Origin of the sequence: Novosphingobium subterraneum (genome assembly GCF_000807925.1) — a bacterium.
GTDB classification, from domain to species: Bacteria; Pseudomonadota; Alphaproteobacteria; order Sphingomonadales; family Sphingomonadaceae; genus Novosphingobium; species Novosphingobium subterraneum.
The window spans coordinates 19,239-33,416 of sequence record NZ_JRVC01000033.1 but is presented as its reverse complement, the minus strand read 5'-3'; the positions used below and the strand labels follow the sequence as shown (position 1 = coordinate 33,416).

11 protein-coding genes and 1 pseudogene are annotated in these 14,178 nt (G+C 63.8%); 8 read left to right on the top strand and 4 right to left on the bottom strand.

The features are described from left to right. The first annotated feature begins 134 nt into the window (after positions 1-134). The 5 genes from NJ75_RS21660 (at position 135) to NJ75_RS21640 (ending at position 5,986) form a co-directional block, all read left to right on the top strand. A complete protein-coding gene (locus NJ75_RS21660; RefSeq protein ID WP_039338231.1) occupies positions 135-2,159 on the top strand; it encodes a ParB/RepB/Spo0J family partition protein in 2,025 nt (674 codons plus the stop codon). Positions 2,160-2,687: 528 nt separating this feature from the next. Then, positions 2,688-3,038, top strand: coding sequence for an antitoxin Xre/MbcA/ParS toxin-binding domain-containing protein (locus NJ75_RS21655; protein WP_039338229.1), 351 nt, complete (start codon positions 2,688-2,690; stop codon positions 3,036-3,038). Between the two features lie 107 nt (positions 3,039-3,145). Beyond that, positions 3,146-3,538, top strand: coding sequence for an RES family NAD+ phosphorylase (locus tag NJ75_RS21650; RefSeq protein ID WP_211257968.1), 393 nt, complete (start codon positions 3,146-3,148; stop codon positions 3,536-3,538). An 823-nt stretch (positions 3,539-4,361) separates the two neighbouring features. Further along, a complete protein-coding gene (locus NJ75_RS21645) occupies positions 4,362-5,084 on the top strand; it encodes an ArdC family protein (protein WP_082013520.1) in 723 nt (240 codons plus the stop codon). A 2-nt stretch (positions 5,085-5,086) separates the two neighbouring features. Continuing rightward, a complete protein-coding gene (locus tag NJ75_RS21640; protein WP_039338227.1) occupies positions 5,087-5,986 on the top strand; it encodes an ArdC family protein in 900 nt (299 codons plus the stop codon). Here NJ75_RS21640 and NJ75_RS21635 read toward each other — a convergent pair. The 4 genes from NJ75_RS21635 to NJ75_RS21620 are packed head-to-tail and all read right to left on the bottom strand — an operon-like array spanning position 5,970 to position 11,134. Then, positions 5,970-6,410, bottom strand: coding sequence for a hypothetical protein (locus tag NJ75_RS21635; protein ID WP_039338226.1), 441 nt, complete (start codon positions 6,408-6,410; stop codon positions 5,970-5,972). The genes NJ75_RS21640 and NJ75_RS21635 overlap by 17 nt on opposite strands. Then, positions 6,397-8,232: a site-specific integrase gene (locus NJ75_RS24925; RefSeq protein ID WP_039338224.1), complete on the bottom strand. Its 1,836-nt coding sequence runs from the start codon at positions 8,230-8,232 to the stop codon at positions 6,397-6,399. Before NJ75_RS24925 ends, NJ75_RS21635 begins: the two co-directional genes overlap by 14 nt. Continuing rightward, positions 8,229-10,001, bottom strand: a complete 1,773-nt coding sequence (locus NJ75_RS21625) for a site-specific integrase (protein ID WP_039338044.1) — start codon at positions 9,999-10,001, stop codon at positions 8,229-8,231. Before NJ75_RS21625 ends, NJ75_RS24925 begins: the two co-directional genes overlap by 4 nt. Further along, positions 10,001-11,134, bottom strand: coding sequence for a tyrosine-type recombinase/integrase (locus NJ75_RS21620; RefSeq protein ID WP_039338042.1), 1,134 nt, complete (start codon positions 11,132-11,134; stop codon positions 10,001-10,003). Before NJ75_RS21620 ends, NJ75_RS21625 begins: the two co-directional genes overlap by 1 nt. A 137-nt stretch (positions 11,135-11,271) precedes the next feature. Between NJ75_RS21620 and NJ75_RS21615 the strand changes: the two are divergent. From NJ75_RS21615 to NJ75_RS21605, 3 genes and pseudogenes are all read left to right on the top strand, one after another. Next, a pseudogene (locus NJ75_RS21615) lies at positions 11,272-11,568 on the top strand (zincin-like metallopeptidase domain-containing protein); the annotation flags it as partial. A gap of 282 nt (positions 11,569-11,850) precedes the next feature. Then, positions 11,851-12,456, top strand: a complete 606-nt coding sequence (locus NJ75_RS25225) for a DUF6927 domain-containing protein (RefSeq protein ID WP_039338041.1) — start codon at positions 11,851-11,853, stop codon at positions 12,454-12,456. Positions 12,457-13,228: 772 nt separating this feature from the next. Then, positions 13,229-13,909 (top strand): thermonuclease family protein, encoded by a 681-nt coding sequence (locus tag NJ75_RS21605; RefSeq protein WP_211257967.1) that lies wholly within the window; start codon positions 13,229-13,231, stop codon positions 13,907-13,909. The last annotated feature ends 269 nt before the right edge of the window (positions 13,910-14,178 follow it).

The window sequence follows — 14,178 nt, the reverse complement described above, 5'->3', positions numbered from 1 at the left end:
ACGGCATCGAGCGAGCCACCTTGGGACGCGCAGTCTTTCCCGCGAAATCGGGCATTCCTGAAATCGTGAGGGGAGGGGGGCTGGAAGGGGTGAGCCGAAGAGCTCGGCCAAATCCGGCTTTCAGGAGCACCCCCATGAACGATATCGAGTTGATCCCGCTCGGCAAGCTGCGCTTGTCCGAAGCCAACGTCCGCAGACAAGACAGCAACCTCTTCATCGAGGAATTGGCCGCCAATATCGAGGCCAAAGGCCTCCTCCAGAACCTGATCGTCGTGCCCGCCAAGAAGCGAGGGCTTTTCGACGTGACCGCAGGCGGTCGCCGCCTGCGCGCCCTCAACTTCCTTCTGACGGCCGGCAAGCTCCCCAAGGACCACCCCATCGCCTGCCGGGTGCTCGACATCGATGCCGCCGAGCAGTCCGAACTCTCGCTGATCGAGAATGTCATTCGCCTCGATATGACGCCGACCGACGAGATTCGCGCCTACAAGCACTTCGTGGGCGAAGGCGCGGACCTCGACGCGATCGCCAAGCGGTTCGGCCGCACCCGCCGGTTCATCGAAGGCCGCCTGCGGCTTGCGGACCTTGCCGATCCGATCTTCGCCGCGCTCGAAGAGGGCAAGATCACCCTCGACGTCGCCAAGGCCTATGCGACCACGCCCAATCACGAGCGCCAGATGATGGTCTGGAACGAGCTGTCGAACTCCTGGCAGGGCAACAATCCGGACTCGATCCGCCGCATGGTCACGCACAGCGCGATCCGCTCATCCTCGCCGATGGCCAAGCTGGCGAGCGAGGCCGACTACCTCGCGGCCGGTGGCAAGATCGAGCGCGACCTGTTCACCGAGGACGGCGGCGAGACCTGGATCGATGCCGACATTGCCCAGCGTATTGCCGGCGAGAAGCTCCAGGCCTTTGCGGCCGAGATCGCCCAAGCCTCCGGTTATGCCTGGGTGCGCCCGATCCTCGAGACCCGTGTCACCTATAACGCGACCGAAAACCTCCACCAGGTCCATCTCGAACCGGCACCGCTCACCGAGGAGGAACAGGTCGAGGCCGACAAACTGCTCGAGACGATCTCGGCGCTCGAAGCGGAAAGCGAAACCCTCGACGAAGACGACGAGGCCGCTGCCGCGGAGTTCCAGGAGCGCTGGGATGCCGCAAGCAGCGCCTACGATGCGCTCCACGACAAGCCCCCGGTGATCCCGGAGGAAATGAAGGCCAACGTCGGCTGCTTCGTGATCATCGGCGCCGATGGCCGGCCTGCGGTTGCAAGCGGCCTCTACAGCGACAAGCCGCTCGAACGCCGTAAGGCACGTGGGTCCAACGCGAGCGAGGGTGCCAGCGGAGCAGGGGAGGGCGGTAGCGCCGCTACGGCCCCCAAGCTGTTGTCGCAGAAGCTGGTCGAAGAGCTCGCTGTCCAGCGCCGCGACATTCTCGCGATCAACCTCGCCTCAAACCCGGCGATCGCACTCGACTACCTGATCTTCGCCATCGCCGACTCCCGTGCGCTCTACAGTGCGCAGGCCCTGGGCACGACGCTCCGCGCGCCGTCGCCCTCGCTCACCCTCGCCAACTACCCGGAAAGCCCGGCGCATACGCTGATGGCCGACATGCGCGAGACGCTCGACCTGTCCTGGACCGAGCACTGCCGCACGGTCGACCGGTTCTCCGCGTTCAGCGCGCTCGACGACGATGCCAAGGCAAGCTGGCTTGCCTTGTGCATGGCCAAGACGCTCGAGGCCAGCATGGGGATCGACAAGAAGGCGGGCCAGCCCGGCCCTGAGCCGATCGACCTTCACGACCATCTCGCCGCCCTGATGGGGATCAAGGTCGCCAGCCACTGGCGGCCGACCTCGGCCAACTACTTCGACCGGGTAGCCAAGCAGACCCTGCTCGGCCATGTCCGCGAAGTCGGCGGGCCGGCCATGGCAGCAAGCTTCATGGGCTCGAAGAAGAGCGACCTCTCGGCCAGCTGCGAGAAGCTGTTCTCAGGCGAAACAATTGTTGCCCCCGAGATCAGGGAAGCAGCACTCGCCTGGGTGCCCGAAGCCATGCGCTTCCGGGTGCTCGCCGCGAGCGCGCCCTGTGAGGAGGCACCGGTCGAGCACGAACCTGCCCAAGAGGAGGACGTCGCAACCAGCGAGACCGTCGACGCCTGAACCAGCCTTGTCGGCACGCTGGCCAGCGCCCACCGTCGCTCTGGGGCAGCGTGCCGGTCCCTCCAGGACACGACACCATGACCATGAACACCAGGCCAGGTGCGCGGGTCTCGCCTGAGGCGACCTCCAGGGTTACCTTGTATGCTAGGTCTGCAATCTCGAACTGCCAGGATGAGGCTGAAGTGCGGGCAGGGGCGGGGCAGTCTCCGCGCCGACACAAGCAGCTGGCGGTGGCTGGAGCGTCGGTTCATTACGAACAGAGCGATCTATCTACGGTCTGGCGAGATACATCACTTGCGATCACGAGATATCCGACAGCCACGCATGGCTTCATGCCGACGAAATCGCAAATGTTGCTGCAAGGCCGGGGCGAGCTTCAGCCCTTGTGCATGCCGACCTCGTAAACGCTTGCAGGCGCGACCGAGCTGCAAGCTGTCTCTCCTTGACGCACATCGCTTCCAACCACACCTCGGATTGAATGCCGCGAGGAATGACGCTTTATAGCGGCAAAATTTCCGGAGCATTGCAATGGCGATACAGAACTACGCTGACAACGGTGCGTTCGCTCCGCGCAAGGTCGTCGATGTGCTGCGCACCACCAGCGACGAACTGGCACGCTCGCTGGGCCTCGGCAAGAACGCGATCCAGCGCAAGGACCGGATCGCGTCGACACGCACCCAGCGCCGCCTTCGCCAGATGGTCGAAGTGCTCAACAAGGTCGAGCCGCGCTTCGGGTCCGCGTTGCTGGCCTATGCCTGGTACCGCTCCGAGCCGCTGCCGGGCTTCTCGGGCCAGACCGCAATGCAGCTCGTGCAGAACAACCGGGCCGATGACGTGCTGGCCTATATCGACGCTGTCGACGCCGGCATTCACGCCTAGCCTCATGCACTTCGCCGGGCTGCTCTACCGCGCCCACAATCCGGTCTGGTCCCGCGAACCGTTCTCGGGGGAAGGGGGCTGCCCGGTTTGGCGGACGGTTCAATCGCATGTGGCGCGCGGCGCTCTATACTTCGCTTGCGCCTCAGACGGCACTGCGTGAGGCCAATCAGGTCGGCACGTTGCAGCCGACCACCCTGGTAGCCTATCGGGCCGATATCGGGCCTTTGCTGGATGGCCGCGATACAGCCGTACTCCAGCCCTTCGGCATGGCGCCGGCGGAGCTTGGCGGCCCAAGCTGGCGGGACCGGATCCTCTCTGGAAAGCCCGTGCCCACGCAGGACCTCGCCGAGGCCGCGATTGCGCAAGGCTATGTCGGCATTGTCGTGTCGAGCTACGCCCGCGGCGCTCCCGCCGACGCTCTCAACCTCGTCCTGTGGGAGTGGGAAGGGCGCGTCACGCTCGTCGATGACGACGACCGGCTTGGCCTGCGCGCTCCGTGACTTCTGCCGCCGAGCCGAGATACCACGAGGGCCCCTCGAGGCAGTCGGCCGAGCATGCTCGGACAGGCCCTTCGGGATCGCTCGCGGCCACAGGATCGACGGGCGGTCCAAGCTGATGGCCCGGGCGATGAATCTGTTCCCTGCATCGCGCAGTAAGGGACGCAGGACAACGAACAGCCATGCAAGGTCATCCAGTGCCTGGACGATGCCCAAGCCCCGTCAGCTGTCGAAGACAGCCCCGACAGGGCTCGCAAGCCGGTATTGGAGCTTTCGGAGCTATGCCGGCAGTAGCCGGTCCGGATTCCGGCGAGAGATCGAGGTTCGGTGCGCAGTCGCCCAGATCGGGGACCCTTGTCGACCTTGACAATCGCAAAGCGGCACGCGTCATTGCGCACCTGCCGCACGATAGCGGGCAGCCTTGTGCGGACACTGCCTGTCGGCCCGCTCGCCGACGGAGGCCCTGATCTGGCCTACTGCCGTTGTTCCTCGACATGCTTCTGGAACCCGACGCGAGGGAAACCAAGACGTCAGGGTCCGGTCGGTCAGCTGCCTTACGCCAGCATCGCTGAACCGCATCGCCCGGCATGGCAATGCGGGGGCTGATGAGGCGCGGCTGACGCTGCGCGAGAAGAGGCCTTGCAGAACCGCAGCAGGTGATGCCTCAGGGCCAGGTTGCGAGCATCGAACGTTTCCCTGGAACAGCCCGCACAGGAGACTGCCACAGCTCTCGCTGGTGTGACAGGAGGGAGAGAAAGCGGGTGTGGGGATCACGGGCTGAAGGAGGGGAGGAGAGCTCCTGTCTGCCCGTCGTGAAAGGTCCGCCATGTCCCGAACCCACCCTTCAACGCCGCGAGCCGATGTCTATTCGCGCATCACCCACGAAATTGTTTCTGCCATCGAGTCCGGCGCCGGCAATTGGCGTATGCCTTGGCATCATGATGGCGCTGCCACGGCCCGAGCGCAGAACGTTGCCTCACGCCGCCGTTATCGGGGTGTCAACGTGCTGGCGCTATGGATCGCCGCAAGGGCGAGCAGCTACTCCAGCGGTCTTTGGGGGACCTATCGTCAATGGGCAGCGCTTGGCGCGCAAGTTCGCAAGGGAGAGCGCGGAACGACTGTCGTGCTCTGGAAGCAGGTGGCCTCACCTGCCAGTGACGATCATGGCGACGACCAAGCCGGCCCTGCCTGCATGTTCGCCCGGGCCTTCACAGTGTTCAACCTCGCACAGGTCGAGGGCTATGAGCCCCTCCCGGTCGCGGTCTTGCCCGAAAGCGAGCGGCTCGCACATGCCGAGGCTTTCGTGGCAGCCCTGAACGTTCCGGTTACCGAAGGCGCTTACGATGCGCATTACCGGATCGATCTCGATCACATCTTCATGCCGCACTTCTCCCAGTTTCGGGATGCGTCGGCACACATGGCCACTCTTCTGCACGAGGTATGTAACATCGCAAGTGTCCTCATTTCGAGGACAGTCGATGGCCTTTGCGCGCTGCTGTTTCCCAACCATCGTACGGCCTGCTGTGCGATTTCAGGACGGGAGTCCTGATCATGCGCAGCAAAGAACGCACCGATATATACACGCGCGTCACCAACGAGATCGTTGCCGCCATCGAGGCAGGGGCGGGCTCGTGGACAATGCCGTGGCATCACGATGGATCAGCGACCTCGCGCCCCATCAACGCCGGCACCGGCAAGGCTTACCGGGGATCCAACATTCTCAGCTTGTGGATCGCGGCGCAGGCTGCAGGCTACAGTTCCGGACGCTGGGCCAGCTATCGTCAGTGGCAAGCGCTGGGAGCCCAGGTTCGCAAGGGCGAGCAGGCCACCACGATTGTCTTCTGGAAGGTCAACGATCGCGGCGAGGATGCCGATGACCGGGATTCCGAGCAGGAGGGGCGTGGCCGCGCTCGCATGTTTGCGCGGGGGTACAGCGTTTTCAACGAGGCGCAGGTAGAGGGTTATGCTCCACCAACCATCGATCTCCTGTCCGACGATGCGCGGATGCGGAACGCCGATATCTTTTGGGGCAACCTTGGCATTGAGTGCCGGCATGGCGGCAACGAGGCGTACTATATTCCTTCGGAAGATCGCGTGCAAATGCCACCCTTCGCACAGTTCAGGGAGCCTGCCGCTTATTATGGCACGCTTTTCCATGAAGGTCTGCATGCCACAGGAGCGGCGTCCCGCTGCGACCGTGATCTGTCCGGCAGGTTCGGATCGGACAGATATGCAGCGGAGGAGGCCATCGCAGATCTGGGAGCCGCCTTGGTCATGGCAGATCTCGGTATCGCGCACCATCCACGGCCGGACCATGCGGCGTACATCGCGTCCTGGCTACGCGTGCTCAAGGCCGACGCTCGCGCGATTTTCACGCTGGCGAGCAAAGCGCAGGCGGCAGCTGACTGGATGCATACGCAGCAGCCCGAACAACTCAGCGTGGCTGCATGATGGCACCTGCGGTGGATGCCTCAGGCATTCGCCGCAGGAGCGCCGTGAGCCGATCCTCTGCGCTTCGGGCGCGGTGCAACAGCGTCAGGTTCTCGCTGGCGAGTTCGCGCCGCTCCTCGGCGTGACGCCGGGCATCGGCCCTGAGGTGCGTCAGCTCGGTCTCGAGCGTGGCGATGCGCGCTGCCAGGTCGCGTGCGGGCGTGCCTGGTCCTGCCGCAGCTTCGATCTCGTCGAGGATGTCCCGATGGCTCGTATAGAGCGGATTGCGACTGCGTCCCGCTTCGCGCGCGACCGAAGTCGGCGTGATCTTCACGCGTCCCGCATGGTCGGCGTGGCGCCCTTCGCCGCGCACCAGCCTCGCCAGCGCCGCCCGGTAGCTCCTTGCCGCGGATTGCCAGCGCTGCCCCTGATCATCCTTGCCCATCGTCATCTCCGATTTGCGTGAGCACCCGCTCGCATTGTCCGATCGCCTCATTGAGCACGGCCGCCGTCATCGGATTGGCCTCCGGCAACAGCGCAGCATTGCGTCTCCGGCGATCCCGCCAGTAGGCTCCGTGCTTCGCTTCGATCACCATGTTGGCGCATGAGAGGCAGACCGCCGGCGCTCGTCCGACCTCATTCGGTTGCAGTTCGCCGCCGCAGCGGGAGGTCTCCTGCTGGAACACGCACCAGCCATAGTCGCAGGCATGGATGCGAAGATCAGTCTCCTTGAGGATAAACGCAACATAGTCTCGGCGTACCTGTTCTCCCGCGCGGCCGCGGAACCGGGCGTTTCCGGCGACGATACGTTCGCCCATCTTGCCGCCGAGCCGTTTCGCGGCGAGCAGGCGATCGAGGGCGGCTGCGGTTTCGGCGCGGGCTTCGTGGTCGATGAGGCCATGCAGGTCGAAGTCGTTGCCGACGTAGCCCCGCGCGGTCATGGCAACGGAAGCATGCTTGAAGTGCTCGGCCAGGCCCAGAAGCTGGGTACGGTCGCGCCTGGCAATAAACCGGGCAAAGGTCTTACGGAACTGGTGCGTGCTGAACCTCCAGGGTTTCCCATCATGATCGGGGATGCCGACATGCCGCGCAAAGTCATTGATGCGCCAGGCGATATGCATGTGCGTCACCGGCACGATTTGGCCATACTGCGTGTTCTTCACCAGGAACAGATCGTCGCGGCCCGAGGCTTCGCGCAGCGGCGCGCTCAGCTGCTCGAGCAGCTCCACCGCGCGCACGACCGGTGCCGGGGCAACCCAGCGCTCCCTACGGCCATCGAGATCATCGACAGTCTTGAACAGCCGGGACACGACATATGCCTGATTAACGCCGGTTTCGCCGATCGGGTGATGCTCGATTGCCCCTGTTTTCATTGACAGGATTTCGCTGGACCGCATCCCGACGAAGCCCGCGATCAAGATATAGCACGCCTCGACGAGGTGGACGGCGGCGTGCCGAACTGCATAGGCGCCATCGAACCGTTCGCCCGATGGTCCGGCCAGCGATGCGAGCCTCAGCGCCGCTCTAACATGATCAGATGCCTGGCGCTTGCCGCGCCGCAGACCCTGCGCTCGCGCTTCGCGGCGGATCGTTTCGGCTGCGACGATCGTATCGCCATGCTCCTCGACCCACCGCAGGGCTTCGCTCAGGATTGCAACGGCCACGTCTTCGGGGATGAACGGTATGACGCCCTTGGTCGCCCTGGTGTGGCCGGCGGCCTCATAGGTCGTTTCCAGCGGCAGCGGATCGACCAGTGGCGCATCGTTCAGCTTTTCCCGCTGACGATAAAGGTCTTTGATCACGAGCAGATAGTTCGTGATTGTGGCAGTTGAGATATTGCCTTTGCCTCCGCCGGCGCGTGCAGGACGACTGCGCAACCATTTGCAAAGTTGTTCGACCGAAGCTGGATCGATCCCGGCAAAGCGCGAGTGTCCTTCGCATGCCATCCATTCCAGCAGCGCGCGCAGCAACATTGCTTTGTGATGGATCGACGCCGGAGACGAGCGTTTGCGCCCTGATGGAGGATGATAGTGCATCGACCAGAGGAAGTGCTTGGCGGCGCGGACAAGCTGAGCATGATCACTGTTCCCGATGCGCGTGTGCTCCGGCATGGCCAACGCCCAACTGAACCGCTTCTGATCCGCGCGGCGACCCGCAGTGCGGATATCGAGCCGCCATTCATCGTCGCCGAACCGGCTCCACGGGGAAAGCCGCGCATCCTCCCAGGATGGCGACGACTGCGTGAGTGGGTGGGGGTGCTGGTTCATTCGACTGGCGGCAGCTGTGGCAGTGACATCCTCGAAACTGCTTCGAGCATCGCCTCGCAGAACCGGGGCAGGATATCGCGCTCGAGGATTTCCAGCTTGGGTGCATAAAGCAGCCGCCAGCGTTCGGGAGCCATGGCGGCACGCGCGTCGGTGAGCGCTGCCCGCGTCGCCAGCAGGCGAACCAGCACGTCCTCGTTGAGCGGGATCACGGCATTGGGGCAGGTGAAGCATCCGAGCCAGGCCGTACACAGCTCGCCCTTGCGCTGTCCCTCGGCAGCGCCGGCAAGGGGATCGCTACAGATAAATCCGCCTGCGGTCGCGTGGCGCAGATCGGGAAGCACCTCCGTCCCGGGCGGGGACTCGACATCGCCCCGGACCATTTCCACAAACCGGGCTTGCAACCTGCCGATTGCCAGCGCTTGCGCCTTTCGGACGCGGGGCCGGTCCACATAGCGCTGTGTCGTGTCTGGAGTAGCATGGTTGGCCAGCACTTGCGTCTTCAGGATATCATGCCCGAGCCGCTCGTGCGCTAGTGTGAGCCCCGATGCGCGCAGCGCCGCCAGCGTCAGTTTGAGCGGCTTGCCATCGTCGCCCAGCAGGCCATGGCGCTCCACAAACCGCCGGGTAAGTTTCGTGGCCAGATAGCCGGGGATCACACCGACTCTGCGAGACCCGTGTATCATCCCGGTGAGGAAGAGATAACTCTGGTCGCGGCGTGGCGTATGCGACACCAGCCTTTCGGTCATAGCCAGAACCTGATCGATCAGCACGGGCACCGAGGAGCTTTTGTCGCGCAGGAAGCTGCGGCGCTGTTCACGTCCCGCGCGCCCCTTGCGCCAACTGACCAGAACCCTGCCTTCGAGCAGCAGATGCTCGCTCAGGCAGTCGCGCCGCATCAGCCTGAGGGCCTCGGCATTTGCAAAGGTTTGCGCGCCGATGGCGATCATATAGGCAACGATCGTATCCGGCAGCGCAAACAGCCGCCCCGCGATTTCGCCCATGCCACCATGGCGGATCATGGCGAAGTGGAGATGCGAGAGGCCCGCGCCCTTTCTCAACATGTCGCCGACTTTGGGTGGCACGCCGCCGAACCGACCGTCGATCACCGCGAGCATGACCCCGATATCGTCGAGATCGAGCTTGGCGAGGTCGGGTTCGGAGACAATGGCCTTGCGATCGACCCGAGCCAGCGCAGCGCGGCCTTCCTCGAACAGTGCCCAGGCTGTTTCGATGTCCCGATGGGCCGCCGTGAGCACGCGTTCCATTTCATCGCGGCTCAGTGCCTCACGCTGGCGCGCTTCCGCATTCTTGCGGGGGAACGGATTGAACGGGATTTCGAGTTCGGGGTGAACCAGGTCGGGCCGGTTGCGCTTGAGCCAGGCCATGTGCTGCTTGATGATCGACCAGACAGTATACCGTGACCCCTTGCTCCAGGGCCTCGTGCCGAGCCAAACGATAAACGCATTGAGAATGCCGCTATCGACGTCGCGCGTGGCTAAGATGGCGGAATCGTATTCGGCAAGGAACGCAAACCAGAACTTCAAAGTACGGAACGCTGAGCCTCTGTTGGCCGGTTGTTTGGCAGCATAGTGATGCCGGAACGCGAGCGCCCACTCGGCAGCCATCGTCGGCCGATCGAAGATCGAGAAGTCGAACGCGCATTCGAGCTGGCCGTCGGCATCTACGACATTGACCAGCAATGCGCCCGGATTGCCGATCAGCGGCTTCGGCGATGGCTCGACCCGGTAGTCCTTTTGCCGACGCGGCATTACAGCAGCGCCGCATAGAGATCGTCGACCGAGGTCTCGATTGCCGAGAGGTCGGTTTCGACAACGCGCAGGTATACCGCGGTGGTTGCCAGATCGGCGTGGCCGAGCAGCACCTGCAACGCGAGCAAGGGATTGAGTTCGGGATTGGCCCGGGCTTCGCGTTGCAGGAACCGCAGCATGGCGGCGGCGAAGGTATGTCGCAGCGCATGGAACGTCGCCGTCACACCCGCTGCCTCGGCGGCAGCCGTGAACATCGCGCCAACCCTGCGCGGTTTCATGGGCTGCCCCCGACAAGTCAGGAACAGAGCCTCGGGATCGCGATCTGCCCGTTTTGTCGCCGCACGACGGACGAGGACCGCCCGCTCTTCCCGCACATAGGCACGGGTACGATCGACCAGCGGGGCCGGTGGATATATTATTCGCGACCGCCCACCCTTGGTTTCGTCGATCTGCACTGGCACCATCGGTTCACTGCCGGCCCCTTTCAGATGACGCACGGTCAGGCCCGCCACTTCCATCCGACGGATTCCCGTAGTCACTGCCCATTCAACGATCAGTCTGTCGCGTGCCGGCATTGCGGCCATGATGCGCCGGATCGCTTCCGGCGCGAGCGGGCGCGGCAACATCGGCATATGCCGCACGGTAAGCTCGTTGGCCCGGATTCGACCGCCGGTGGCATCGACATGGGCCAGGAACGCCTGCGGGCGACTGCGCGACAACGCGATTTCCTGGCTTGCGAACGGGACCTGCTTCATCAGTCCGGTCGCCACGCTCCAGCGGTAGAAACGCCCTATGGTCCTGAGCCGCCCGTTGATTGTACTGCGTGCCAGCGGTCTGCCGCTGTCGCCACGGGGCCGGAGCATCTGATCGCGATAGGCGGCCAGTTCGCCAGGACCGACCTCGTCCCAGGCCCAGCCATTGGCCTCTAGCGTCTGCCACCAGTCGTAGAGAGCTTCAGCGTAGGTTCGCCAGGTCTGCGGGCTGCGGGTCCTGCCGCGCACCAAAGCAACGTGCATCAGCCATGCGCAGGCCGGTTCGACGAGCCGCATCCGGGCGTCGAGCAGCATCGGGACATTCTCCACCGATGATCCGTCGGGCCGGAATGCAGGCGTCGAGAACAACAGCTGCGCCATACCCACTCCCAAGATTGCAACCGGACAGGAAGGGCCCTCGGGCCCTCCCTGTCCGGCAGAGAAGAGGGGGCTCGGATCATGTGTCCTGCTTGATTGGCAGAAGAGGACAGAAAGGACACGTTATGGATGGGACCTACCACGAGGCAGCCCACGCCACAGGAGCAAGGCACCGGCTCGACCGCAACTTCTCCGCAAGGTTCAAGCGCGACAGCCTGGCAATGGAGGAGATCTGTGCTGAACTGACAGCATCCTTCGTGCTTGCCGACCTCGGAATCGCCCACCATCCGCGCGCCGATCATTCTGCTTACGTTGCATCGTGGTTGCGCGTGCTGAAAGACGATCATCGCGCCATCTTCTCTGCCGCCAGCAAGGCTCAGGCTGCTGCTGACTGGATGCACGCCCAGCAGCCCCAGCCTGAGGAGTTCGCTGCATGACCTGCGCTTTGGAAGTCTACGCGGGAAGGCACATGGCGCTGGCATGTCAGGAATGTGGAAGCGCTCTGTCCGGCAATCTTTGTGTCCAACAGCGCCTCCCCGATAAGCGCCACGACCGCCGCGCCTGCGCCATCAGTGCTGGTGCGGCCAGGTCGGGGGTGAGCAACCACTCCTGCCTCGTCGTCGTCCTTGCCATGCCGACGCGTTTCCCCGCGCTTGTCGTCCGCAAGGCCGCAAACTCAAAAATCCGCGCCAAAGGGCGCTAGTTGAGGAGAAGAGACCATGGGTTGGCTATTCATGTCACGCGATGGCATGGCTCCGTTCGCCACGCCGCAAGCCTATCTCGACAACCAGTGCACCTATCCGCCCGACCCCGACAGGGGCCGGACGACGGGCCTGCGTGTCCTGAAGTCGACGGTTCGTTCAGGTGCCTACTACGCCGCCTGCCAGAGCTACGACGCTGATGGCCCGCGCGAGACTTTCGCGATCATCTGCCTCGTCAAATGGAAGCCCGCCGCGCGCAGCAGCGAGGCGTTCGGCTACAAGGATCTCACCGAAACGATGGGGCCGTACAATTACGACTGCCCGGCCTCGATCCTCGACCTGCTCGGGCCACCCGGCAATGAACATGCCGCGCAGTGGCGCGAACACTGCCGTCAGCGCCTTGCCTTGACCGCGCGCCGCAAGCCGTCGCCCGGCGATATGCTGGTTCTCGCCGAGCCGCTGACCTTCACCGACGGGCAGAGCGAGCGGAGCTTTCGCGTAGTCCAGTCGGGCCACAAGACGATCCTGTGCCGCGTCAGCGATGGGGTCGGGGTGAAAATCAGCAGGCTGATGAGCAGGGCCTGGACGATCGTGCCGCCGGCCATCGCCCCGTCTGCCTCCTGACCTGGCAGCAAGCGGGCAGCGCCATGACGGATCGCGCGCCGAGGCAATGCTCGTCCAGCCGGATCGCCACACAGGTCGCCGAGCATGTCCAGGACCACTTAAGATATAGGAATGCAAGGCTCGACCAGGTCACCAACCGCGCGTTCCCGCCAGCGCTTCGCCACCCGCGAAAGCAGTACGAATGATCTGTCGAGCGCTTCAGAATGCGCCTGAGACAGATTGACTGTTCAGATAGCTGCTCGAAGACGCGCAGCGCGACTGGACGGCGATCGGCGGCTTGCCGTCGATATTCTCGATCTGGCTCGCTGGAAGATTGGCGAGGCAATCTACGCGCCCGAGGGAGCCCCGGGGCTGGGCATCGCCTTTCACGCTCAGGCTCGACGCTGCCGATGTCGCGGCGATAGATGGTGCGGCGAAGGGGAGGGGGCACCGGCAAGGCTCTCAGCCAGGCCATGAGATGCACGCCGCATGTCCAGCGCGGCTTGAAAAAGGGCTAGCCAACGGTGCCAGTGCCTCGAATAACGGTGACCAGGGCAAGCGATCAAGCTCATGCCTCACAATGCTATCGCTATGGGCAAGCAGGGCGTGTCCCGGCCAACGCGTTACAAGCCCTGCGAAGAGTCCGCTCGCGCGCATGGATTATCGTCTCTTGCCGCGCCAAACCCGAGCGCTGCAAGATCGGCAAATGTGGTCCTGCTTCTGCCCGATCACCGAATCGTAATTTCTTGAATTCTATGGAGGTTATGCGATTTGAACCGGCAAAGGAATGATGATGCGCAACTGGATCGCTGCCCTCGCCCTGGTTGCAGCCTTGGCCTTTCCGGCACACGCTCAGGTTATAACGGGCAGTGCAACGGCAGCAGATGGCGATTCCCTTGTTGTCGCAGGCCAGAAGGTCCGCTTGTTCGGAATCGATGCGCCCGAACTTGCTCAGACATGCCAGCGCGATGGCGAGACCTGGGCCTGCGGCCAAGCGGCCAAAGAGCAACTTTCCGCCTTGATTGCAGGTGCCCAGGTCCATTGCAGACGCTTGAGCACAGACAGCTATGGCCGGGCGGTGTCTATCTGCAAGGCCGGTTCGGAAGACCTGAACAGGGTTCTGGTCGAGAATGGCTGGGCTACAGCCTATCGCGAGTACAGTCTCGACTATGTCGATGCGGAGCTTCGGGCCAAACGCTACGGCCTTGGCATCTGGAGCAGCACCTTCCAGATGCCAGCCGATTTTCGCCATGCAGGCCAACCTCGAGATCGTGCCGCTACCGCACGAGCCTCCACGTCTCGCCCGTCGCGCGTGTCCGGTTGCGTGATCAAGGGAAATCGCAACAGGCGCGGCCAGTGGATCTATCATCTGCCGGGGATGCCCTATTATGAAGCCACCCGCCCGGAGGAAATCTTCTGTAGCGAGGCGGAGGCGCAAGCGGCAGGATACAGGCGGGCCATCGTCCGGCCGTGAGATGCAGCGCACGCTCGAACCGTCAACGGCCGTGTTCACCCGGCGATCGACGGCCCGGCCATCTCCGCCGCTAAGGCACACCCGCAAAACCATTGCCGGAAAGTCGATGGCACGCTTGCATTAATCATGAATGGCAAGCCTTGCTTGCCATCGGTCAGATCATCCTATTGCCGGTGCTCTATCGATGAATTGCCGGCTGCTGGCATCCCTGTGGCACCGGATGGCCGTCAAGGTCGGCATGGCGCAGCCAGATGCGGCAGCCCGGTTGT